At 42.1% G+C, this 21,408-nt stretch carries 20 protein-coding genes; 15 read left to right on the forward strand and 5 right to left on the reverse strand.

Features of this window, described 5'->3' with window-relative positions; genetic code table 11:
- Positions 1–284 precede the first annotated feature (284 nt).
- The 4 genes from NI462_RS01610 to NI462_RS01625 all read left to right on the forward strand — a co-directional run bounded on the left by NI462_RS01610 (position 285) and on the right by NI462_RS01625 (position 3,314).
- Positions 285–1,055 (forward strand): HesA/MoeB/ThiF family protein, encoded by a 771-nt coding sequence (locus NI462_RS01610; RefSeq protein WP_253158865.1) that lies wholly within the window; start codon positions 285–287, stop codon positions 1,053–1,055.
- 57 nt (positions 1,056–1,112) lie between these two features.
- Entirely contained in the window at positions 1,113–2,411 is a 1,299-nt protein-coding gene (locus tag NI462_RS01615; RefSeq protein WP_253158841.1) for an ABC1 kinase family protein, read from the forward strand.
- A gap of 128 nt (positions 2,412–2,539) precedes the next feature.
- Positions 2,540–2,920: a dihydroneopterin aldolase gene (gene folB, locus NI462_RS01620; RefSeq protein WP_034439422.1), complete on the forward strand. Its 381-nt coding sequence runs from the start codon at positions 2,540–2,542 to the stop codon at positions 2,918–2,920.
- Positions 2,877–3,314 carry a 2-amino-4-hydroxy-6-hydroxymethyldihydropteridine diphosphokinase gene (locus tag NI462_RS01625; protein ID WP_222112201.1) on the forward strand — a complete coding sequence of 146 codons (438 nt, stop codon included), beginning with the start codon at positions 2,877–2,879 and terminating at the stop codon, positions 3,312–3,314. Before folB ends, NI462_RS01625 begins: the two co-directional genes overlap by 44 nt.
- A 587-nt stretch (positions 3,315–3,901) precedes the next feature.
- Here NI462_RS01625 and NI462_RS01630 read toward each other — a convergent pair.
- Positions 3,902–4,603, reverse strand: coding sequence for a VIT1/CCC1 transporter family protein (locus NI462_RS01630; protein ID WP_004645386.1), 702 nt, complete (start codon positions 4,601–4,603; stop codon positions 3,902–3,904).
- Positions 4,604–4,885: 282 nt separating this feature from the next.
- Between NI462_RS01630 and NI462_RS01635 the strand changes: the two genes are divergently transcribed.
- On the forward strand, positions 4,886–5,587 hold the full coding sequence (locus tag NI462_RS01635) for a DUF1003 domain-containing protein (RefSeq protein ID WP_253144584.1): 702 nt from the start codon (positions 4,886–4,888) through the stop codon (positions 5,585–5,587).
- Positions 5,588–5,733: 146 nt separating this feature from the next.
- Here the strand turns inward: NI462_RS01635 and coq7 are convergent, their stop codons facing one another.
- Both coq7 and NI462_RS01645 read right to left on the reverse strand, forming a co-directional pair.
- On the reverse strand, positions 5,734–6,369 hold the full coding sequence (gene coq7, locus NI462_RS01640) for a 2-polyprenyl-3-methyl-6-methoxy-1,4-benzoquinone monooxygenase (protein ID WP_004278762.1): 636 nt from the start codon (positions 6,367–6,369) through the stop codon (positions 5,734–5,736).
- Positions 6,370–6,372: 3 nt separating this feature from the next.
- Entirely contained in the window at positions 6,373–7,692 is a 1,320-nt protein-coding gene (locus tag NI462_RS01645) for an MFS transporter (protein ID WP_253158843.1), read from the reverse strand.
- A gap of 174 nt (positions 7,693–7,866) precedes the next feature.
- On the opposite strand from NI462_RS01645, the gene NI462_RS01650 reads away from it, so the two are divergent.
- The 7 genes from NI462_RS01650 to NI462_RS01680 all read left to right on the forward strand — a co-directional run bounded on the left by NI462_RS01650 (position 7,867) and on the right by NI462_RS01680 (position 17,864).
- On the forward strand, positions 7,867–10,623 hold the full coding sequence (locus NI462_RS01650; protein ID WP_253158846.1) for an autotransporter assembly complex protein TamA: 2,757 nt from the start codon (positions 7,867–7,869) through the stop codon (positions 10,621–10,623).
- Positions 10,624–10,658: 35 nt separating this feature from the next.
- The gene (locus NI462_RS01655) at positions 10,659–15,182 is read left to right on the forward strand and encodes a translocation/assembly module TamB domain-containing protein (protein WP_253158848.1); all 4,524 of its coding nucleotides are present in this window, start codon (positions 10,659–10,661) and stop codon (positions 15,180–15,182) included.
- Positions 15,183–15,505: 323 nt separating this feature from the next.
- A complete protein-coding gene (locus NI462_RS01660; RefSeq protein ID WP_004278758.1) occupies positions 15,506–15,709 on the forward strand; it encodes a hypothetical protein in 204 nt (67 codons plus the stop codon).
- A gap of 309 nt (positions 15,710–16,018) precedes the next feature.
- Entirely contained in the window at positions 16,019–16,288 is a 270-nt protein-coding gene (locus tag NI462_RS01665; protein WP_005106639.1) for a hypothetical protein, read from the forward strand.
- A gap of 157 nt (positions 16,289–16,445) precedes the next feature.
- Positions 16,446–16,586, forward strand: a complete 141-nt coding sequence (locus tag NI462_RS01670; RefSeq protein WP_004645377.1) for a hypothetical protein — start codon at positions 16,446–16,448, stop codon at positions 16,584–16,586.
- Between the two features lie 159 nt (positions 16,587–16,745).
- Complete coding sequence (locus NI462_RS01675) at positions 16,746–17,033, forward strand: hypothetical protein (RefSeq protein WP_085064881.1); 288 nt, start codon at positions 16,746–16,748, stop codon at positions 17,031–17,033.
- A gap of 630 nt (positions 17,034–17,663) precedes the next feature.
- Complete coding sequence (locus NI462_RS01680) at positions 17,664–17,864, forward strand: hypothetical protein (protein ID WP_005103446.1); 201 nt, start codon at positions 17,664–17,666, stop codon at positions 17,862–17,864.
- A gap of 228 nt (positions 17,865–18,092) precedes the next feature.
- On the opposite strand, the gene xseB is transcribed toward NI462_RS01680, so the two are convergent.
- Positions 18,093–18,287 (reverse strand): exodeoxyribonuclease VII small subunit, encoded by a 195-nt coding sequence (xseB, locus tag NI462_RS01685; protein ID WP_005103445.1) that lies wholly within the window; start codon positions 18,285–18,287, stop codon positions 18,093–18,095.
- Complete coding sequence (gene xseA / locus NI462_RS01690; RefSeq protein WP_148334900.1) at positions 18,277–19,548, reverse strand: exodeoxyribonuclease VII large subunit; 1,272 nt, start codon at positions 19,546–19,548, stop codon at positions 18,277–18,279. Before xseA ends, xseB begins: the two co-directional genes overlap by 11 nt.
- 350 nt (positions 19,549–19,898) lie before the next feature.
- Between xseA and NI462_RS01695 the strand changes: the two genes are divergently transcribed.
- From NI462_RS01695 to NI462_RS01705, 3 genes are all read left to right on the forward strand, one after another.
- Complete coding sequence (locus tag NI462_RS01695; RefSeq protein ID WP_005106641.1) at positions 19,899–20,333, forward strand: I78 family peptidase inhibitor; 435 nt, start codon at positions 19,899–19,901, stop codon at positions 20,331–20,333.
- Between the two features lie 112 nt (positions 20,334–20,445).
- The gene (locus NI462_RS01700; protein WP_004645374.1) at positions 20,446–20,805 is read left to right on the forward strand and encodes a hypothetical protein; all 360 of its coding nucleotides are present in this window, start codon (positions 20,446–20,448) and stop codon (positions 20,803–20,805) included.
- A 209-nt stretch (positions 20,806–21,014) separates the two neighbouring features.
- Positions 21,015–21,284: a hypothetical protein gene (locus NI462_RS01705; RefSeq protein ID WP_005103439.1), complete on the forward strand. Its 270-nt coding sequence runs from the start codon at positions 21,015–21,017 to the stop codon at positions 21,282–21,284.
- The last annotated feature ends 124 nt before the right edge of the window (positions 21,285–21,408 follow it).

Raw genomic sequence — 21,408 nt, forward strand, 5'->3', positions numbered from 1 at the left:
GGTTTGACACCTTTTATAAATTAGAAGGAACAGTTTGCCGGAACCGTTTAATTGAGGTGATTCAAAAAATCTTGCCAAGCCATAGCGGCTGCATCTTGATACCGAACGTTTAGCTGATATGCTATTTGCCTCAACGATTGCCGAACCATTTATTGATATGCTGTAAATTGACTGTGAGATTGATATTCCAGAAATTTATCAGTACTTAAAAACTTCAGTAAAGTTAATTTTACGATCATTGTTAAAAATTTTTGAAACAAGGAAAGACGTTGTCTACATTTAACATGGATGCCATCTCCCCAGAATTTGAACTTACCGATGCTGAATTGCATCTATATAGCCGTCAGATTCTTCTGGATGGCTGGGATATTGACGCTCAAGAACGGTTAAAATTTTCTAATGTCTGCATTATTGGTTGTGGCGGGATAGGCTGTGCACTGGCAGAACTTCTGGCACGTGCAGGTGTGGGAAAAATTACCCTGATCGATCCGGATACCATCGAGATGAGTAATTTACAGCGACAACTGGCATTTATACCGCAGGATATTGGATTTTATAAGGCAGAAACGCTGGCCAAAAGACTGAGTCAGGTTAATCCGAACCTACAAGTTGAATATGTGAATCAGGCCTTAACGGCTGAAAATGCAGTAAGTGTGATTGAGCATCAGGATCTGGTATTGGATGGCTGTGATCAGTTTGCCACACGTTATCTGGTCAATCAGATTTGCGTGGAGCTGAATGTGCCCTTATTGAGTGCTTCTGCGATTGGCTTGCAAGGTCAGCTATTTATGGTCGAAGGGGATTCCGCCTGTTATGCTTGCCTGTTCCCGCCAGAAAATCAGGCCGATGAAAGTCTGCGCTGTGCAGATTCCGGTGTACTGGCCACCACACCGAATGTGATGGCCAGCTTACAGGCACATCATGCCTTGTTATATCTGGGATTAGGTCAGATACCACTTCGACAAAAGCTGTTGTTATGGGATGGACTGAGTTTTAAGCAGCGGATTCTCGCTTTCGAAAAAGATACAGATTGCCCAATCTGTCAGGCAAGATAAGCCTGCAAAGTGAATTTTTTTGCTACACTGCGTTTAATTAATTTTTCCTAAGACATTATGAAAAACAATATCTGGTTAGATGGAATACGTTCAGTTGCCCGTATGGGAGAAACAGCAGTCGTTGCGGCAAAGGCGGGCTTTAAATATGCCACTGAAAAGCCGAGCAATGCCAAACTGATGCGTGAAACTTTTGAATCCTTAGGTTCGACTTATATCAAGCTTGGTCAGTTTATTGCCAGTACGCCGTCGCTGTTTCCACGTGAATACGTTGAAGAATTTCAAGGCTGTCTGGATCAGACACCACGCTTGCCGTTTAGTTATATCCAGCAGGTTTTAGCCTCTGAATTTGCAGGGCGTAATCTCGACGAAATCTTTGCATCGATTGATGAAACGCCATTAGCCTCTGCATCTATTGCACAGGTACATGCAGCCAAATTGGTGTCTGGCGAAGATGTCGTGATTAAGGTACAAAAACCCGGTGTGGAGACCATTTTGTACACTGACCTGAATGTACTGCATTGGGCAACCAAGTTGCTGGAAAAAGCAGTCCCGAAAGTCAAGTTTGCTTCACTGGCTGATATTGTCGAAGAAATCAAAACCCGTATGGTGCGTGAAGTCGATTTTATCGAAGAAGCACAGAATCTGGATGATTTCGTTAATTACCTGAATATCACCAACAATCAGGCAGCCACTGCACCTAAGGTTTATCATCAATATTCGACCCGTCGTGTGCTCACCATGCAGCGTTTATACGGTATGCCTTTGACAGATTTTGAAGTGGTCAAAAAAGTATCCAAAGATCCATCTCAAGTACTTATCACTGCGATGAATACCTGGTTTGGCAGCTTGATGATGTGTAACAGTTTCCATGCCGATCTGCATGCAGGCAACCTGATGCTACTTGAAGATGGCCGTGTCGGTTTTATTGATTTCGGTATTGTCGGTCAGCTTAAGCCTGAAGTATGGACGGCATGTATGGCATTTATGGATTCATTGCAACATACCAATTATGAGCTGATGGCGCAAAACATGCTGAAAATGGGCATGACCGCTGTGCAGATTGACACCAAAGTCTTGGCTGCTGATCTGGAACGTTTATTTAGCGGTGTATTGATGGCGGATCCGCAGGAATTGTTAACGTCCAACCCTGCTGACCTGAACGATATCATGATGGATATGGTGGCTGTGGGTGAACGTCATGGCATCCGGTTCCCGCGCGATTTTGCCTTGCTGTTCAAGCAAATGCTGTATTTCGACCGTTTCATGCGAATTCTTGCGCCGTATACCGATATCTATGCCGATCAGCGTTTGCAAATGGTGCAAAGCATGGATCCGAATCTGCTGTTAAAGCATTAATCTTAAACTCATCTAGACTTGGAAAATCCCCCTAAATCCCCCTTTTTTAAAGGGGGGCTTTAAAAGCTCCTCCCTTTGAAAAGGAGCTTGAGAGGGATGTGGTCAGTATTAAATTCTCGAGCAATCCAATGGACGCCATTATTATTGAAGGTTTAAAGGTTGAAACAGTCGTGGGCTGCTTTAACTGGGAGCGTCAAATTATTCAGCCTCTAATGCTGGATTTGACCATTCAAACCGACTTGGAACAGGCATCAAACTCAGATGCACTTGCAGATACGCTGAATTATGCAGAAATTTGTGAGATTTCCAGCAAAGTCATTCAAGAGGCCAAGCCTGAATTGATTGAACATGCAGCAAAGTTAGTGCTGAATGCACTTTTTACTACCTTTACAGCAATTGAATCGATTAATATTACGATCCGTAAGCCTGCCATTATCGCGCAAGCCAATTCTGTAGGGATACGTCTTGAACGCCACCGAAACGATTTTCGCCCTAGCATTAGCGAGTAATTGTCATCCTCAGCAACATTTTCAAGCTGCACAGCAACGTATTTCCGAATGGGGAGAAGTTCAGTTTTCTCCTATTTATATGATTCCTTGCCGTGATGGCATCGGCGCAGATTACTGGAATGCAGCGTGTTTATTGCGAAGTTCGGTGTCTAGTGAAGACCTGATTGAGCTGCTCAAACAGCTGGAACAGGCATCAGGGCGAGTACGTCCATCACATCAGATTACTTTGGATGTTGATTTGATTGCCTGGGGATCCGATCTTCAACATATGCAGTTTAATGAAAAAAAATTGCCTTTGGCTTTGGATGTGAAAGTGCCCATGTTTGATATCTGGCATGATGCCATGTTCGAACATGGATCACATAGCTTCCCAACAGTTGAACAACTGATTTAAATCAAATCACCTAATTTTTTGCTCATAAATTTTATCCAGTAAGAATGATTAACCAACCTGATCAAACAAGATCAGGCTTTTTTTATGATTCAATTTTTTGTTTTAGATGAAAAGAAAAATTCAGATAAGATGAGGTGCTTAAGTATAGAGCTCATTTAAAAATGAAAATATTAGAAATCTTGGTTTCGGTGATTTTAATCCTTGGGATTCTTTATGTGATCCAATGGGGATTTCATGGTTTTCCGACGGGAAATTAATATTTGATTGATTTAAAGCTCTGGAATTTATTTTAAGATCAGTAAAAACCTCAAAGCAGTAAAAATGCCTCATCGCTCTTTCACTTTTTCTTGTTATAAAAAATGATCAGCAATATGATAATGATCGCCAAGATGGCAAGAATAACCGTAGTTTCCATAAATATACCTCTCAAACTTATGTATTTTGTTTGAAGTGTTTAAATTAAAACTGAACGTAAATTAAAATAAACGCTAATTTTGTTAGCAGAGCCGTTTTAAAACATTATTCAGGCAAGTTAAAAGCATCGTCGCTCAATCATATGCTATGCCTATGCAACGGTGAACGGATGTTTAGGCAACAGACACATTAAATAATGATCCGATCCAGGCACTGAATAACATGGCGATAATTCCCCAGAGCATCACCCGAACTGCACCTCTCCAGACACTTACTCCACCCGCATAGCTCGCCAGTGCACCCATCATCCCCAAACTTAAAACGCCAATCAGCATGACGCCTTTATCCAGATAGTGTTCCGGTAAAATCATGATTGAAATTAAAGGAAATAATGAGCCTACCGTAAATGCCATGGCGGAAGAAAATGCAGCGAGAAAGGGTTGGGCAGAGGTATGCGCTGAAATACCAATTTCATCCCGGGCATGGGCATCCAAGGCATTATGGTTGGTGAGCTGTTCAGCGACCTGTTGTGCCAAAGCGGGTTCCAGACCTCGTTGTATATAAATCGTTTTGAGCTCATTTAACTCATGCGTGGGATGGCGTTGCAGTTCGCGCTCTTCCATGAGTAGATCATTGGTTTCAATATCTTGCTGGGATTTAACCGAAATATATTCACCGGCCGCCATTGATGCGGCTCCAGAAATCAATCCGGCAACACAGGTCACCAATAAAATTTCTGTGGATGCTCCACTGGCTGCAATACCCACCACCAGACTGGTGACCGAAATAATCCCGTCATTTGCCCCCAGTACAGCTGCACGAAGCCAGCCCGCGCGTTCGATATAATGTTTTTCAAGATGGTATGAATGGCGCACAATGAAGCCCCTTTTTTATTATCATCATGATTATATTAAATTTAAGTCATGTATAGATAGTAGGATTGAATCGATCTGAAAATTATCTTGAATGATCAGCTCATCGTGCGCTTGGCTGAGCATTTTATCAATCCAAGATAAAATCGAAGTGAGATTCATAAGTTCAAGAAATCAGACGCACTTGATACATAATTGATTTACGAATGGTAAAAATGACTAAAGCAAATCAAACATATCGAACAAAATAATAGCTGAGTGAGTTGGTTTAAAAAGAGAATTATCATGAAAGAAAAACATGAAAGCCATAAATGCTTGGTATGCGGCAAGCACTTTCTTCTGAAAAATCTCACCCCGATGGGAACAGTCAGACAAGTCATTACCGAAGAGATTGCCAAAGATATTCCAGGCTGGACACCGCAAGATTATATTTGCCAGGCAGATTTAACCCAGTACCGTATACAGTATGTACATTCATTATTAAGTTCGGAAAAGGGTGAAGTGACTGATCTTGAGTTTGAAGTGATTGATAGCATGCATCAGCATGAACTGATTACCAAAAATGTGGAAACGACCTTAGAGCAAAAGTGGACCTTGGGAGAAAGGCTCGCCGATAAAATTGCAACTTTTGGTGGAAGCTGGACCTTTTTGATTTGTTTTGCAATCTTCTTGGGCCTGTGGATTACGATAAATACTGTGGTGATGGTGACACGACCTGCTGATCCTTATCCTTTTATTCTGTTGAATTTAATCCTATCCTGTCTTGCGGCGATTCAGGCACCTATTATTATGATGAGCCAGAACAGACAGGAAGCCAAAGACCGCTTACGTTCACAAAATGATTATCAGATCAATTTAAAAGCCGAACTGGAAATTCAGCATTTACATGAAAAATTAGATCATCTGCTGCTACACCAATGGGAACGACTGGCGCAAATCCAGGAAATTCAGCTAGACCTACTTTCTGAAATGAGCAAAAAAGATTAAAAGGATGCTGTGGGGGAATCTCTATTATTTTATAGAACTTATAAGCAATAAGATAACGATATCCCTTGAGCTGATAGATACCAGTGAGGATTTTAGATGTATTAAAAAGCCCACAAATGAGTGGGCTAAAATTAAAATAGTGGGATTTAAATAAAATAACTGGTTTTGGTCATCAACTTGGAAATGCCTGTCATGGCGATCTTAACTGGAACGGGTAGATCTACACCGCCAGCATTTAACGCTGTATCCCGATGATGCAGTTCATCTTCATTCATCTGTTCTAGAATACGACGAGAACGTTCATCCTGCGGTGGCAACTGGCTAAGATGATGCTGTAAATGCATGCTGACCTGACGTTCTGTTTCAGCCACAAAACCCAGACTGTATTTATCGCCTGCGATTCCGGCAATTGCACCCATACCGAAGGAAAGACCGTACCAGACCGGATTGAGCAGACTGGTATGGCTATCCAGTTCTTTTAAGCGGTTTTCACACCAAGCCAGATGATCCTGTTCTTCAATCGCTGCCTGTTCCATTTCGCGACGTACATTCGGGAGTTTCGCCGTCATCGCCTGACCATGGTACAGCGCCTGTGCGCAAACCTCACCACTATGATTGACCCGCATTAAACCTGCCACATGACGTGCATCACTGACGGTTAACTGTGTTTCTACCGGTTGGGCCGGATTTTCACGTTGGGCCGAAGTCGTGCCCGGGACTAGACTGCGTAATGCCTGGTCAAAAGAGTGAATCAGTTTATCGAGACCTGTATATTGACGCATGAATTAATCCTCCAAGGGCGCTTTTGCAGTTTTGATCATTGGTTTCAGCCGGTAAAGTAGCCAGAGAGTAAACAGGCCGCTTAATACTGCGGTAATACAAAAAAGTATTTTAAGATCAAGCTCTAAAACACTTAAAATAATAATCGAGAATATAGCAGAAGATACCATGAAAACGGCATTCAGAATGTTATTTGCTGCAACCACACGCGCACGATGTGAGCGGGGAGAATGCGCCTGCATCATGGCATACAGCGGTACAATATAAAAACCGCCGCTAATTCCAAGTAAGGTGACGGCCAGCATCACATGATAATAGCTCCAGCCTTGCTGAAAGACATCTGCCAAGCCGATTAATGCACCTGTACGCTCCGGAACAAAGGCCAGACTCGCGGCCAGATACAGGGCAAAGATCACCAGACCGATCGCGCCAAAAGGCACCATCTTGATATTGACCTGGCTGCCACCAATTTTACGGCATAAGTATGAACCCAGACCAATTCCGACAGAAAAAAAGGTTAAGAGCAGACTGGCGACATTTTCAGATGCATGCAGATTTTGTAATGTCAGCTGAGGAATCTGGGTCAGATAGGTTGCACCATAAAACCAGTACCATGAGTTGCCCAGTAAAATGGTAAAAATCAGAGGTAAGCTTTTGGCATATTTCAAGGTCTGCAAGCTGGTGCGGAAGAAATTCCAGTCAACTTGCAGCTCAGGCGCGGGAATACTTTGTTTCAGGATATAGCGACTGGATATATAACCAATCAAGGCGATGCTGATGACGGTTAAACTGATCCAGATCAAGTTGCCGGCAGAAGCTGCAATAACTGCGCCGCCTAGAATCATACCGAACAGGATTGCCAGAGAAGTTCCGGATTGAAACAGGGCATTGCCGGACATCAGTTCATTTGGTTTCAGCACTTCAGGTAAAATGGCATATTTAATCGGGCCAAAGAAAGTGGAATGGGTGCCCATCAGTAACAGGGCAAATAACAGAATCCATAAATTACCCATGAGAAAACCGACAGTTCCCAGCAACATAATGGCAATTTCCAGAAGCTTAAGATAGCGAATTAGCTGTGAACGTTCGTATTTGTCGGCAATCTGACCGGCAGTGGCTGAAAAAATAAAATAGGGCAAGATAAATAGTAAAGCCGCCAGATTATTTAAAGTGCTGATGTTGGCCGATTGCTGTTGAATCCATCCATAAGTGATGACCAGCAGTAACGCCTGTTTAAATACATTATCGTTTAATGCACCAAAAAACTGCGTCAGAAACATCGGTAAAAAGCGCCGAGAAGCTAACAAATGTTCATTTTTGTTCATATAGGCCGTGCTACATTAAGTTTTATTAAGAAATGTCAGTTATGCGTAAACATTGAGAAAAATCATGTAAGATACTTTCAGCCATGTAAAGGTAAAAACCAATTAATTAAGCTCCTTAGCTTATATTTTTCGGTCAAATAATCAATTAAAGAATGTATTCGTTTAGAGTTTGCTATGCCTGCAAAGAAAAATTTTAAAAAAACGATGCTAAATCGCAGTATGGGGCCTCTCATACCACAGCATAGTGGTATGCAGCTGTGTATGAGCATCTTTTTTATGATGTTATCCCATCAGAGCATGGCACAAACCGAACAGCCAGAAACACCCGTAGCCATTTCTCAGGCAGAAATGGTGGACGAGCTATCTAAAGAAGCGATTCGTCAGGGTGTGGCCACGTCCGAAACGGAAGCGGAAGAAAAAATCGAAAAAGCCTTGGAGCCGGAAGTACCAGTCGACAGTATGTTGATGCTGGAACAACAGCAAAATGCAGGATCTGGTCTGGGTGAATTTACGCCGATCGAATTTGATGATCTGGAAGATCTGCCAGTACAGACTATTGATCAGAACATGGCCAATGAAATTTATCAGGTAGCCGAGCAAGCCAAACAGGAAGCACAAAACTATCGCAATACTCAGACCAGCGAAACGGTGGTGGCCGATATCAGCCAGCAAGAACTGCTGGAAATTAATCAGGCGCCGGTTAATGTCGATCAGTTGATGCAATCGATTCAGGCAGACAGCAAGATTATTGTACAAAATAATGAAGCCGGATTGACCTTGCCAGAAGTGCCAGGTCAGCTTGTCGCTGAGGATGATAAACGTCCGAATCTGTTTAAACGACTATTTTATAAAATCCGTCCTCCACGTCAGATCATGACCGCAAGAGTTCCTCGAATTAGTGCCGATGTGGTGATCATGAATGGGCAAGGTGTTGCGCAAAGCAACGGTATGCTGAATCGTAAAGATGTACCTGAAGGCCATTTGAGCTTAAGAAATAATGTTAAAGCCAAATTATCCAGTTTTACTCAGGAGTCTTTTGGCGACTTTAATTCGGCTTTGCCGCAATTACGCACCTTGTCCAGACAGGCAGCGCAGGCAGTGGGTTATTATAATGCCCAGTTCAGGTTTGAAAAAATCTCTGACAGCCGGGTTCGAGTTTTTGTGACCCCGAATGAACCTGTCTTGATCAGTACTCAAAATATTGAATTTACTGGAGAGGGCGCCGAACAGCCACAATTCCAGGTCATCAGTCTTTTACCTGAACAGGAAGAAGGCGATATTTTCAATCATGGTAATTATGAAAAAACCAAGACACGGATTACTACTGCAGCCAATAACAATGGTTATTTTGATTCATTCTGGCGTCTGCATGATGTAAAGATTGCTCAGCCACAAAATACCGCCGATGTGAACCTGCGTTTTGAAACGGGTGAACGTTATAAATTAGGCAATGTCGAGTTCAGAATGAGCGATCCTGAAAAGGAATTTCCGCTGGACCGAGACGTACTGGAAAGTCTGGTCACCTGGACAGATGGTGCAGACTATACCTTCTGGCGGGTCAATAGTCTGGCCAACAATCTGACCAACTCACGCTATTTTAATTATACATTGGTGGATGCGATTCGCCCTGATCCGCTTGATAAAGAGCTGGAACTGGCACCCGATATTCAAAGCCTGATTGAAGAACAGAAACGGAGTGAAGATCAGGCTGCTACGATGCAACCAGCTCGCTCGGTATCCTCTTCTCAGGAAGTGACCCAGAATGTCGTGGATGAAGACCAGTTTGCCGGTAGCCGCGATCAGGAAAGCGCAAATTTAAGAACTTTACGGGTTGAGCAGCAAACCAAAGAGAATGAACAGGACCGTTTAAAAGTACAGGCACGGGAAGAGAAAAAGATTCCAGTGATTGTGACTTTAAATGCAGACCGTTTAAATAGTGCTGAAGTGGGTCTGGGTTATGGCACAGATACCGATATCCGTTTACGTGGTCAATATCGCCGTGCCATTGTGAACAAGCGCGGACATTCGTTTGATGCCAACATGGAGTTATCTGGCATCCGCCAGTCGATTGATGGACGTTATAATATTCCCTATCACCATCCGCTGAATGACTATGTCAGTATTGTGGGGGGGTATGAGCGTGAAGAGCGTGAAGGCGTCGCACAGGGTGAAGGCCTGTTGATTGAATCGGCAGTCTTAGGTGCAGACCGGATTATTAAAAATCCACGTGGTAGCTGGCAGCGGACTTTTGGCGCACGTTATCGTCTGGATCGTTTGAAGCAGGATGGTTCTGTCGATTTTAACCAGATTCCAGAAGCTTTTCGCTTTAATACCGAAGATGAGCAGCAATCGCTATTAGTCGGTTATGAAGTTTCACGTACCGAGAGCGATCGTCGGGTCAACCCAACCAAAGGTTTTAAGCAGACCTATAAGATTGAACTGGGTAGTGAGGCTTTACTCTCTGATGCAGATATGGCCATTGTGAATGCGGGCTGGCGTTTTATCTATTCATTGGGTGAAAATGCAGATCATCAGTTTGTTGGGCGTGCCGACGCGGGTTATATTTTTACTCAAGATTTTGCCAAAGTACCGTATAACCTGAGATATTTCACTGGTGGTGACCAGAGTATCCGCGGTTTTGACTACAAGAGCCTTTCTCCGGAAATTGACGGCTTTAAAGTGGGCGGGCAGGCCTTGGGCGTGGCTTCATTAGAATATAATTATCAGTTTAAGGAAGGCTGGCGTGCTGCGGTCTTTGCAGATGCCGGAAATGCCTATAATAAAGAATTCAGTAATCCGACCGAATATGGCGCGGGTGTGGGTGTGCGTTGGGCTTCACCGATTGGGCCAATACGTATAGATGTTGCGACTGGACTGTCTGATGACAATTATCCGATTCGTTTACATTTCTTTATTGGATCACAGTTATAAAACATCATTTTAAAAAATAGTTATTTGAGTAGATCATGGTCGAGAACCAACCACAGCCAGAACAAGAACCACAAGATAGCGTTGTTCCGAAAAAGCGCCGTATATTCAGAAGCATCCTATTGTCGGTGCTTTTTTCGCTGATTTTTCTGCTGTCTGTGCTGGCTCTACTGTTTTCGACCAATCAGGGCAGTAAATTCCTGCTGGATCAAGTGCTAGAACGCCAGCAAATTATTCAATATGAATATGAAGGCGGTAATTTATGGCGTGGGATTATTCTTAAAAATGTGCTGGTCAGCCTGAAACCGGTCGATGTCAAAATTGATCGTGCTGATGTAAAACTGGGTTGGCGCGCGATTGTCAAAAAAGAAATTCATCTGACTGAAGCCGATGTCCTTAATCTGCAAATTATTAACAAGCAACCATCAACGGGCGAACCGTTCAAGTTTAATGCCATCCGTTTGCCTTTTATTTTGCGCGTTGACCATTTACTGCTGGATCATCTGGTGATTAAAACCCAGACCAATGCAGTCGATTTCTATAATATTGAATTAAATGAGGCGCTCTGGTCTGGCACCGAATTAAATTTTGAAGATTCCCGTATGGACATGGGCTATCTGTCAGTACGTGAAGCCACGGGTAAAATGCAGTTTGAAGGCAAATATCCGCTAGATGCCACGGGCATCGTTAATCTGCCTTCCTTAAGAGACAGCCTGAATATTCATGATATTCAGGTGCGGGCACGCGGAACACTGGACACGATTCAGGCTGGCGTAGCAACCAATACGCCTGATTTATTAACGGGTTGGGTTATCGTGCATCCGATGCGTCCTCAGGTACCAATGCGCGGCGAGTTGAAGTTCAAGGATTATCACTGGCCTATTCTGGCCGAACAGAAACTGTTTACCAAAGACGGCATTGCCGAGTTTAATGGCGATATCAAGCGTCTGGACCTGAACGTCCAGACTGACCTGATTGGGGAAAATATTCCGCAAGGGCAGTATAGTGCAGTGATGTATACCGATCTGGTCAATCAGCTGAATATTACCGATCTGAATGGTCAGTTGATGAAAGGTGCAGTTAGCCTTGCCGGGACAGTAGGCTGGAAAGACCGGGTCAGCTGGGATCTGGCTGGGCGTTTGAACGGGATTGATCCTAAACATGAACGTATTCCGCTTGTGGTTCAAGATTTCTTGCCGCCAAGTCTAGATGCCAATATCGCTTCTGCAGGTAACTTGGAAAATGGCCTGCACCTTACCGGACTGGTTGATTTCGACCGTTATGAAAGCTGGAATCTGAAGCTGGATCAAAACCCGGTCAAAGGCAATAAAGTACAACCGATGCTGTTAGATGTTGCTTGGAAAAATATTGATCGCGCCGTACCTTACGTGGGCTGGCTCAGCAGTCAGTCTGGCGATGTCAAATTGGCATTGGTCGAAGGTCAGCAGAATATTCATGTGGCCACTAAAGTCGAGCAGCATGAAGAAGGACTTCTGCCTGCAGGCATGTACCAAGCTAAGCTCAATCTGAACAAGAATATCCTGAATGTTACAAGTTTTAATTATAGTGCCAATGCACAGGCAGGCAGCTTAAGTGGCAATGCACGGATTGAACTGCCACAGGAAAAACGTCAGTTAAAATGGACCGCGGTATTAAATGCCAAAAATTTGAATACTCAAAGTATTGCCGCAGCTTCACCGGTAGATCGTTTGAATGGCGAGGTTAAAGCCAATGGTTATGCGCAACCGAATCAGCAGATTATTAAACTCAATAATGTCGACCTGACCGGACGACTGGCAGAGCAAAATGAAACCGTACGTCTGACCGGTAACAGTACCATTGCCTTGTTATTCCATAATGAAAAAGCGGGTGGCGGATTTAAAGGTTACGCGGTCAATTATGATGGTGCTTTAAATGCCAGCCAGCTTAAAGCCAGTCAGGGTATGCTGAAACTGCGCGTTTCAGGCACCCCGGAAATGTTGAAGATAAATGAATTCCGTCATGATGGTGTGGCTGGCAAGATTAATGCGAGTGGTCTGGTCAATCTGGCGAATGGCATTGGCTGGGATATCAATGCATCCTTAATCCGCTTTAAGCCGCAATATTTTAATGCCAAACTGAAAGGTGAATTGTCAGGCAATGTGCAAACCCAAGGCGTTTGGTCAGATGCTTTAAAACGCATTCAGATTCAACGTTTAAATCTGGCCGGCATGCTGAATAACAAGCCAGTACGTGGTACAGGTAATTTATCGGTCATCATCAATTCAAACCAGCGCGGTTTTGTACCAGAGCAGTTTGAAGCCAATAACCTGTTCTTGTCTTATGCGAGCAACCAGATTCAGGCGACCGGTAATGCACAGAATCTTCAATTGAAAGTGAATGCGCCAGCACTGTTTGAATTGTATCCGGGCTTAAGAGGTCGTGCACAAGGCTATATCAATATGCAGGCGCAGCCGCGGTTGCAGGCTTCGGCCAACTTGTCTATCGACAATTTTGCCTTTAAAAACCTGTTTAGTGTGCAGAAAGTTCGTGTTCGCGGACAGTTGCCGACATCGCTAAGCACACCAACTTTATTGACCGCGACAATGGATCGCCTGCGTAGCGGTTCACGCGAGATTGTACGCGGTGAGATATCACTGGCCGGTACCCGTGCTGCACACATTCTCAAAGTGCAGGCAGAAAACCGCCTATCAAAATTCTTTGTACAGCTCGCCGGTGGCTTTAATGCCCAAAATAACTGGCTGGGTCAGATTCAAAAAGGTGATTTCGACTCTTTACGTGCCCGTCTGGTGCAACGTCAAAATGCAGCAGTGATTTATAACAGCGCTCAATCCGATCTGTTTGTTGGTGCCCATTGCTGGATGAGTCAGCAAAGCCAATTGTGTTTTGATCAGCCGATTCGGATCAACAAAAACCGTGGTAGTGCCTCTTTTATTACTCAAAACCTTGATTTGGAAGACTTTAGTGCATTCCTGCCTGATGGATTGGCGTTGACAGGTAAAGTTAATGGTTATGCCAAGGCTGCCTGGGCACAAGGTGCCAAACCTAAAATCGACGCGCGTCTGGTGACGCGTAATGGTGTGGTGGGCTTATCTTCTGAAGATCCGGATTATTTGGGTTCTACCCTTAAATATGATGAAGTCGGTCTGGTGGCAAAAAGCGTGGCAGATGGCTTGCAACTTCGGCTGGATGTTAAAACACCGGATATTGGAAGCGGCTATGCCAATGTCATCATTGATCCATACCGTGACAGTAAACCGATGCGTGGCGAAATTGCCTTTAACCAGGTACAGCTCAAAGTCTTTAAGCCATTTATTCAGGACATCCGTAATCTGGACGGGATTTTATCTTATGCCGGAAAAATTAGCGGAACTTTAACGGATCCTTTGCTTGAAGGTGAGGTTCGTGTCAAAGATGCTTCAATCAGCATGATCTCCTTGCCGGTGAACTTGACCAACGTACAACTTTACTCATCCATACGTCAGAATTCTGCCAGCATCAATGGCGCATTTAACAGTGGTCGTGGTGTGGGTAAATTAACCGGATCGGTCGACTGGAAAGGCGATCCGCGGGTGCAGTTAAAACTGCAAGGTGACAATCTGCTGATTCGTCAGGCCCCATTAATTACCGCTGTAGTGACACCTGATTTGACTTTGGACATGTATCCATTTAATAAAAAACTGAGTCTGAGTGGTACAGTCGATGTACCGCGTGCGCTGATTTCAATGCCTGAAGCCTCAGAACCTGTAGTCGGTTTATCTTCAGATGTACGTGTCGTACATGAAGGTGATGATCAGCTGGCGATCTTGAAGTCTGCACGTCCTTGGGATATCCGGGCAGATGTTGCTGTTTCTTTAGGCAATCAGGTGATTTTCCAGGGCTTTGACAGTCGTATTCCACTCTTGGGTCGAGTCAATCTGTCACAGCGTGGTCTGGAAACTGCAATGCGTGCCAATGGTGCAATCGGGGTATCACAGCGGGTGAAAATCGAAGCCTATGGCCAAAGTCTGGACTTGAATCGTGCTATCGCGCGTTTTAATGGTGAACTTACCAATCCGACACTGGACATTGATGCCAATAAATCGGTTCAGGGTAGTACAGTCGGGGTACGGGTAACAGGGACTGCATCGAGTCCAAGTATTCAGATTTATAATGATGCGGGCTTGTCAGAACAGGAAGCCCTGAATGCCTTGATTACCGGTCGTGTCAATGAAGGTGTATCTGGTTTAAGCCAGGCCGAAGGGTTTAGATCCGATGTGAATAATACAATCGCTGCTGCGGGGATTAGTTTGGGCTTGGGTAGCACCCGCGCACTGACCAACCAGATCGGGCGCAGTTTTGGCTTAACTGGTCTAGCTCTGGATGCCCAAGGTACAGGAGATGATACCCAGGTTTCTGTGACTGGTTATATTACGCCTGATTTATATCTTCGCTATGGGGTCGGGGTATTCACACCAGTGAATAAGCTGACTTTACGTTATCAGGTAAATCAGCGACTGTATCTGGAAGCGAGTCAGTCTTTAGAGCGTGCGATTGACTTGTTCTATAACTGGCGATTCTAATCCGAATAAAAAAGCCCTAAAATTTTAGGGCTTTTTGATGAGACAGGACAAAGATTTTATTAGCTATAAAGTAGATTGATATATTAGTCAGCAGAAGCGTTGATGTCTGAATTCAATCCCTATACATATAGGGCAAATAAGTTACGAGTAGAGAAAGAATCTAAAGTCAGCTTTTATGCTGAAGAAAACTGATCATCGTATAATTCAGCTATCACATATAGAAAATCAATTAAGACATGCAATAACAGACTGAAAATCAATAAACCCATAATAAAAATAGGTGTATATTGAAAATACGATTTCACGCATAAGAGCATCTTCGCATGTCGACTAAATTTATCATCCGTTTTGCTGCGATTCTATTTTCTGTACTTATTTTGACTGCATTAGCCATTCAATTTTTCTTTAAACCGGATGTAACCGTAGTTCTATGGATTTTCGCTGTACCTTTCATTTTGGGCATTCCAATTTTAGCTTCTGTTGTATTGACCACCAATGATGAGCTTGATATTCATAGCGTTAATTAGGCTTGAACCTTAAATTGGCGTATTTAAAGTGCATCTGATCTTTGCTGATAGAGCAGCTGACATTTGCATTTTGTTTAATAAAACAGACTTTATTTTAGAGCAATGCCAGTCAGTTAAGCATGCACTAGAAAATGTAGTAAAAATGAGTGTATGTTTACGCTCATTTTTTTATCAGGTTACTCCAAAATTTGGATTTAAATCTCAAATCATCATGATTTACATAAATTCTAAGAAATAAGGGAATATTCTTATCATTATTCATTCAAAATAGGTCTTCATCATAAAACTCATCATTTTAGAGAAAACAGAATGCCTAAAAATAATTATCTACCAGCTCTAGAACAAGTTTATGACTTTTTGAAGGAACGACCAAGTTTTAAGGATAAAAGTGAATTTGATAAAGCAGTAGAATATTTTAGAACTCTACATGAAAGTGATCCTCAGGATTTCAGAGTTCAAGCACCGAATACTGTCGCTGGAAAATTTGGTGCTAAAGAAACTATAAATTTAGGGTCTATGCCAGAATTCAGTAATAAGGAAAATTTCCTTAACTGGATAGATACGCAAATTAACCACTAGTTGAAAGACTTTAAGTAAACGCATCATACAGCAGGTTTTCATTTATTATTCATACATTCATTAACATGTAGTACAGAAAACAATCGAAACTGAGTTGGAAAACTACAAATTTGAATGATAATTTTATATTCAAATCTTCCCAGTAAAGAGGTGAGCAATGAAGTTGTTGACTTTGGTTGGTATGGGAGTAGCAGCGAGTTATTGTTATAAAACTATGAAAAATGGCAAGCTTGCTCTTTCAAAACCTGACTTTGATGAAAGTGTAAAACGATTTGTACTGCAAGAATTTGCAGCTTAGTTCTTCACGATATATTTTCCAAAAAGGCTCATCGGAAGATGGGCTTTTTTATTTTATAAAAATTTATAATTTTAATATTCAGATTAAAAGCAGTTTAATTATAGCCACCATGTTATAAACCTACCTCGTGATCTATTTTAAATAATTAAATGAGAGCTAATGGATGATGAAGATGGAAATGAATGGTGCGAGCTTATATATTCTGAAGCCTTGAGAATATATAAACCAACAAAATACAACACAGTCAACAAACTGAGATTCTTTGCACTGATTTTAGAATTATTCGCAGAAATGCAGCATGAGGATGTAATAATTCAAGTAAAGGCCGTGAATGTAAAACTTAAATTGAGATCTAAAAATTACATTTTTTGGGTGTTTGAAATGCCTGATTTTCAGGATAAGACGTTATGTTTAACTTATATGTCTAGCAAATTAAGTCAGCTATAAGGTGTCGTTGAAGGTTAAAATCGTCAATCAATTTAACAAGCATAGTTTTTTTTATACTAATGGTCTATTTATATATTTTTATCAATAGCTTGCTTATTCTCTAGTCGTTACTCACTTTGACAACATACCTGAATCAGCGCAAAAGTGAAAAGGGGAAGACCTATCGAAAGATGGGCTTTTTTAATATGTATAACTTATTGAACGAAAAGTAACTTAAAGCAAATGTAAGAAAACAGTTTATTAATACTCCCTATACTTTATTGATAAATTCACAGTGCTATAGTCATTTTGCGAAAACAAGAAGACGCAAATAATACGAAGAAAATGACTACAGCACTAGCCCGCTTATTTGAAAGAGTAAGCGGGCTTTTTAATTGAAAAATTAATGTAATATTATGCTAATGTATAAATTATAAGTTTATATATAATGCATGAATAGATTCTATCGCTGTAGTTTCTTTCCAATTTCAGCCTCCTTCCCTAAGGAGGCATTTTTTTGTCGATAGAAAAGTAATGTTCCAATGACTATTGTGTTTATTCAGTTACACAAATGATCATCGTTGACTCTTGAATGAATCTTTCAAATATTTGAGCATGATATTTTATTGGTTAAATAAGTGATGGATCGCCATGATAAATGAAGAAAAGCCTTTGAACTTTGACGACGATAGTGAGCCTCAAGATTTCGAAGATGAAGAATTTATCGATGATAAGAAAGAGGATGAAATGTACAATGCTATTACCAAAGATGGTTCTAGTGTTGATCCTGCGGATGATGGGACGCGTCATATTCGCCCTGAAGACGGTGATCCTATAGAAATTGAAGAGTAATAAAAAGCCCAATTCAATATTGGGCTTTTTATCGTCTGGTGGATGAGAATGAAAATACAATATTTCCCATTTAGAATTGAGCGGATTGATCAAAATCCCCATCTAGAAAATTTAAATAGTCATTGAAATGATTTTTTTCACTTAATAAAAAAGCCCCCATGAATGAGAGCTTTTATGTCAACTCAATCTAGCAGAATAGTCTAAGCTAATATTTGAAATGACATCCAATTAATCTTTAAAAGTATCATTTAACGCAGTTTGAACCGCTTCAACCCGTGCCTTGCAAGCTTTATAGGCGGTCATGGATTCTTCCACGATTTTCATCAAGTTATCAATATCCGGTTCTTGCTGAGATTCGAGCAATTCTGCATTCTTTTTCAAGATGTCATAGCCTTGTTGGAAGCTCAAAGTATCATGATTCATGAGGAAGTACCTGTATAAGTTGTGCTGAAAAAATGCCGTCATGTAATTCGACTTCAACCAGATCGCTGGACTGAATCTGTTGAATAGAGGCAACCACATGTTCTTGCTGGCGCACGATGGCATAACCCTTGGATAAAACATGTTTAGGATTTTGTAGTAGCGTTTCCCGCATCAGGGCATCAAGCTGCTGATTAATCAGCTGGGTATGCTGCTGGGCCAGACTGGTAGTATTGGCCTTGATCTGTTGCAGACGTTGCAGCGCATCCATAATCTGGTTGTTGGCCAGACTTTGAATCAGTTTCAAAAATTGATCATTCTGATTTTGATAAGCTTGAATCTGTTGCTGGGATAAACGCTGAATGCGCTGTAGATAATTCAGAATATCCTGGGTCAGTTCAAAGATATGATTGCGGATTCCGGCAATGGCTTTACTCGGAGTATCAAAGGAGCGATGCGCAATCTCATCCAGAATAGTACGGTCTTTTTCATGCCCGATGCCGACCCAGACCGGTACCGAACGTTTACAGAGCAGGGCAGCCAGATCATAATCATTCAAATAAGCCAGATCATTGACTGCGCCACCACCTCGTATAATCACAATCAGATCCGGTGCGGTATTATAAGTCTGTGCCCATTGTTTGAGCGCTTGTGCCAGACTGTACATAATACTTTGCGGGGCGGTATTTCCCTGAAAAGTCGCACTGTGATAGATAAACTCACACACCTGCGCACGCTGCAGTGCATCGGCATCTTTTTTAAAATCTCCCAGGCCTGCTGCATTTTCGGGAGCAATCACCAGAATCCGGTTCAGGTCAAAAGGGCTGGGCAAGTTTCTATTGCGCTGAATCAGTCCTTCAGTCGTCAACCGCTCAACAATCTGCTGATAACGCCGGGCAATATCTCCCAGAGTATAGCCTGAGTCAATTTCAACGATATTTAAAGAAAAACCATACTGCGGATCGAAATTAGCTTTGACTTTAATCAGCACTTTCAAATCACGACTCAGCTCAATTCCGCTTTCACGTTCAAACTGCGTGACAATTTTCTGGGCACTGAATTTCCAGATAGTCGCTCGGCAACTGGCGATGACCTGATCACTGTCGGCTTCTTTTTCTGCCAGCTCCAGATAATAATGGCCGGCTTTAATACTTAGATTACGAATCTCGGCTTTAACCCATACCGGTGTATCGAAAGTGAGTTTGACCACTTCCTGAACTGTAGCAAGATATTCCTTGAGGGAGAGTTGAGGATCGTCTGTCATGCCAATAGAAAGTTTAAAATTCAATCAAATATTAAATCAATCCAGCACAGATCACAAATCTAAAAGTGAAGTCATATTTGAATGATGTAATGACAATGCAATGCTATTGAAATGCATAATCACTTGGTCTAGGCGATTCATTCGGCATTTTCGTATTTTGTAGAGGTTCTTATCTTCTGTTTGTCTTGTTCATTGAGAGAATTTATAGTGTTGAAGTCCTTAATTCACAAAGGTCTTATTTCTAATTTTTAATGAAAAAGCACGGTTAAAAATGTACACAGACTTGTGTCTGGCAAGGACAAGGAAATATGCTAAATTGGTGAAGAATTATTGAAGAAGAATAGGCTCTCATGAAAAAAACAATGCTGTTCGGTTTACTGGCTCTCGCTCTAAGCGCATGTACCACTACGCCGCAATCTGAGACGGATGCTCCTAAAACAGGTTCAGCGAATCCTGCAAGCGCTTATTGTGTCAATCAGGGTGGCAAGCTTGAGATTCGTACTGAAAGCAATGGTCAGGTCGGATATTGCCATTTAAAGAATGGTCAGGTGGTCGAGGAGTGGGAATTACTGCACATGAATCAACCTAAATGTATTGCTGATCAGGCAGCGGCATTGGTGGGTCAGTCCAATTTGACTGAAGCGCAAATCAAGCAGAAAACCAAGGCACAAATTGTACGTATGGTTGAACCGGGTCAAGCGGTGACGATGGATTATCGTGAAGAACGAGTGACTGTAACGGTGGATCCTACAAGCAAAAAGATTATCCAGGCTTCATGTGGTTAATTACACAAAATGAAAAAGCCCATTAGTGGGCTTTTTTAATTCCATACAACTCGCATTTTGAAATGACAAATCTTCCCCGATCTTTTATATTGCCCCTCGGAAGGAGAAATTCATGAAAAAGTTATTGGCTTTATCGTTTATGCTGGCGCTGGCCGGTTGTGCCGAGAAGAAACCCTTAACCCCTGAAGAGCAGTGGCAAGGTTATTGTCGAAGCGTCGGTAATGCGGCGCGTACCATTATGCTGGATCGTCAGAATGCGATTGAGAAAGAAAAAGCAATCGAGCATGCCAACAAGATCGACGACGAAACCACCAAAGGTTTTATCCTGAATATTATTGATGAAGTCTATGCGATTCCAGCCGAAGAGATTAAGGCAGATGTAAAAGCAGCCCGTGAAAAAGTCCGCGCTGAATTTACTGCAAAGTGTATTGCGACACCGCATGACGAATTACCAGATTACAAACCGTTCTAAGGAACGGTTTTTTTATATTTGGATAAAATTATCCAACCCATATTTCCCATTAAACGTATTTAAATATAAGCATCTTCAAAAGACTAAATAATAAAAATAGCCTAAGCAAAATGTACACTTTGTGACAATTTCTAAATCTAAAATATAGAAATACTTATCTTTATATTGAATAATGAATTTAACTCCAATTAACCGAGGAGTAGCACAATATGGAAGTCGTAAGATATTTGCATCATTCTGATCTGCTGTTGGAAGATGAAGAAGGTGTGGTCATTATTGGCGGCAGTCGCTATGTACTCAGCGTCGGTGACAAAGTCGTTTTAAAGAAGATGCTAGAACAAGATAAAAAGCTTTATCAGATTGATATTTCCTTTGCCAGCAATAATCACAGTAGCACCTATGAAGATGAATGCGTGGTGAAATTCCAAGGCTGCCGAGACTCATATCAGCAGTATTTAAACTCGACCACTGTACACTAAGGTGGAGTATCTTTTTAACGTCAAATCAGGCAACATCAGGGTTGCCTTTTTTATGCATTAAATTCAGTTAAAAGGGCCTATTCATGGGCTTGTTTCGTGTGGTGTAAGCTGGAACTGATTATGG

The sequence above is a fragment of the Acinetobacter lwoffii genome (assembly GCF_024129715.1).
Classification (GTDB): Bacteria; Pseudomonadota; Gammaproteobacteria; order Pseudomonadales; family Moraxellaceae; genus Acinetobacter; species Acinetobacter lwoffii_U.

What these genes read in the sequence shown, in the direction of transcription:
- NI462_RS01610 (WP_253158865.1), top strand. Translation starts at nt 285, where the DNA reads ATGGATGCCATCTCCCCAGAATTTGAACTTACCGATGCTGAATTGCAT.
- NI462_RS01615 (WP_253158841.1), top strand. Translation starts at nt 1,113, where the DNA reads ATGAAAAACAATATCTGGTTAGATGGAATACGTTCAGTTGCCCGTATG.
- folB (WP_034439422.1), top strand. Translation starts at nt 2,540, where the DNA reads ATGGACGCCATTATTATTGAAGGTTTAAAGGTTGAAACAGTCGTGGGC.
- NI462_RS01635 (WP_253144584.1), top strand. Translation starts at nt 4,886, where the DNA reads ATGAAAGAAAAACATGAAAGCCATAAATGCTTGGTATGCGGCAAGCAC.
- coq7 (WP_004278762.1), bottom strand. Translation starts at nt 6,369, where the DNA reads ATGCGTCAATATACAGGTCTCGATAAACTGATTCACTCTTTTGACCAG.
- NI462_RS01645 (WP_253158843.1), bottom strand. Translation starts at nt 7,692, where the DNA reads ATGAACAAAAATGAACATTTGTTAGCTTCTCGGCGCTTTTTACCGATG.
- NI462_RS01650 (WP_253158846.1), top strand. Translation starts at nt 7,867, where the DNA reads ATGCCTGCAAAGAAAAATTTTAAAAAAACGATGCTAAATCGCAGTATG.
- NI462_RS01655 (WP_253158848.1), top strand. Translation starts at nt 10,659, where the DNA reads ATGGTCGAGAACCAACCACAGCCAGAACAAGAACCACAAGATAGCGTT.
- NI462_RS01660 (WP_004278758.1), top strand. Translation starts at nt 15,506, where the DNA reads ATGTCGACTAAATTTATCATCCGTTTTGCTGCGATTCTATTTTCTGTA.
- NI462_RS01665 (WP_005106639.1), top strand. Translation starts at nt 16,019, where the DNA reads ATGCCTAAAAATAATTATCTACCAGCTCTAGAACAAGTTTATGACTTT.
- NI462_RS01670 (WP_004645377.1), top strand. Translation starts at nt 16,446, where the DNA reads ATGAAGTTGTTGACTTTGGTTGGTATGGGAGTAGCAGCGAGTTATTGT.
- NI462_RS01675 (WP_085064881.1), top strand. Translation starts at nt 16,746, where the DNA reads ATGGATGATGAAGATGGAAATGAATGGTGCGAGCTTATATATTCTGAA.
- NI462_RS01680 (WP_005103446.1), top strand. Translation starts at nt 17,664, where the DNA reads ATGATAAATGAAGAAAAGCCTTTGAACTTTGACGACGATAGTGAGCCT.
- xseB (WP_005103445.1), bottom strand. Translation starts at nt 18,287, where the DNA reads ATGAATCATGATACTTTGAGCTTCCAACAAGGCTATGACATCTTGAAA.
- xseA (WP_148334900.1), bottom strand. Translation starts at nt 19,548, where the DNA reads ATGACAGACGATCCTCAACTCTCCCTCAAGGAATATCTTGCTACAGTT.
- NI462_RS01695 (WP_005106641.1), top strand. Translation starts at nt 19,899, where the DNA reads ATGAAAAAAACAATGCTGTTCGGTTTACTGGCTCTCGCTCTAAGCGCA.
- NI462_RS01700 (WP_004645374.1), top strand. Translation starts at nt 20,446, where the DNA reads ATGAAAAAGTTATTGGCTTTATCGTTTATGCTGGCGCTGGCCGGTTGT.
- NI462_RS01705 (WP_005103439.1), top strand. Translation starts at nt 21,015, where the DNA reads ATGGAAGTCGTAAGATATTTGCATCATTCTGATCTGCTGTTGGAAGAT.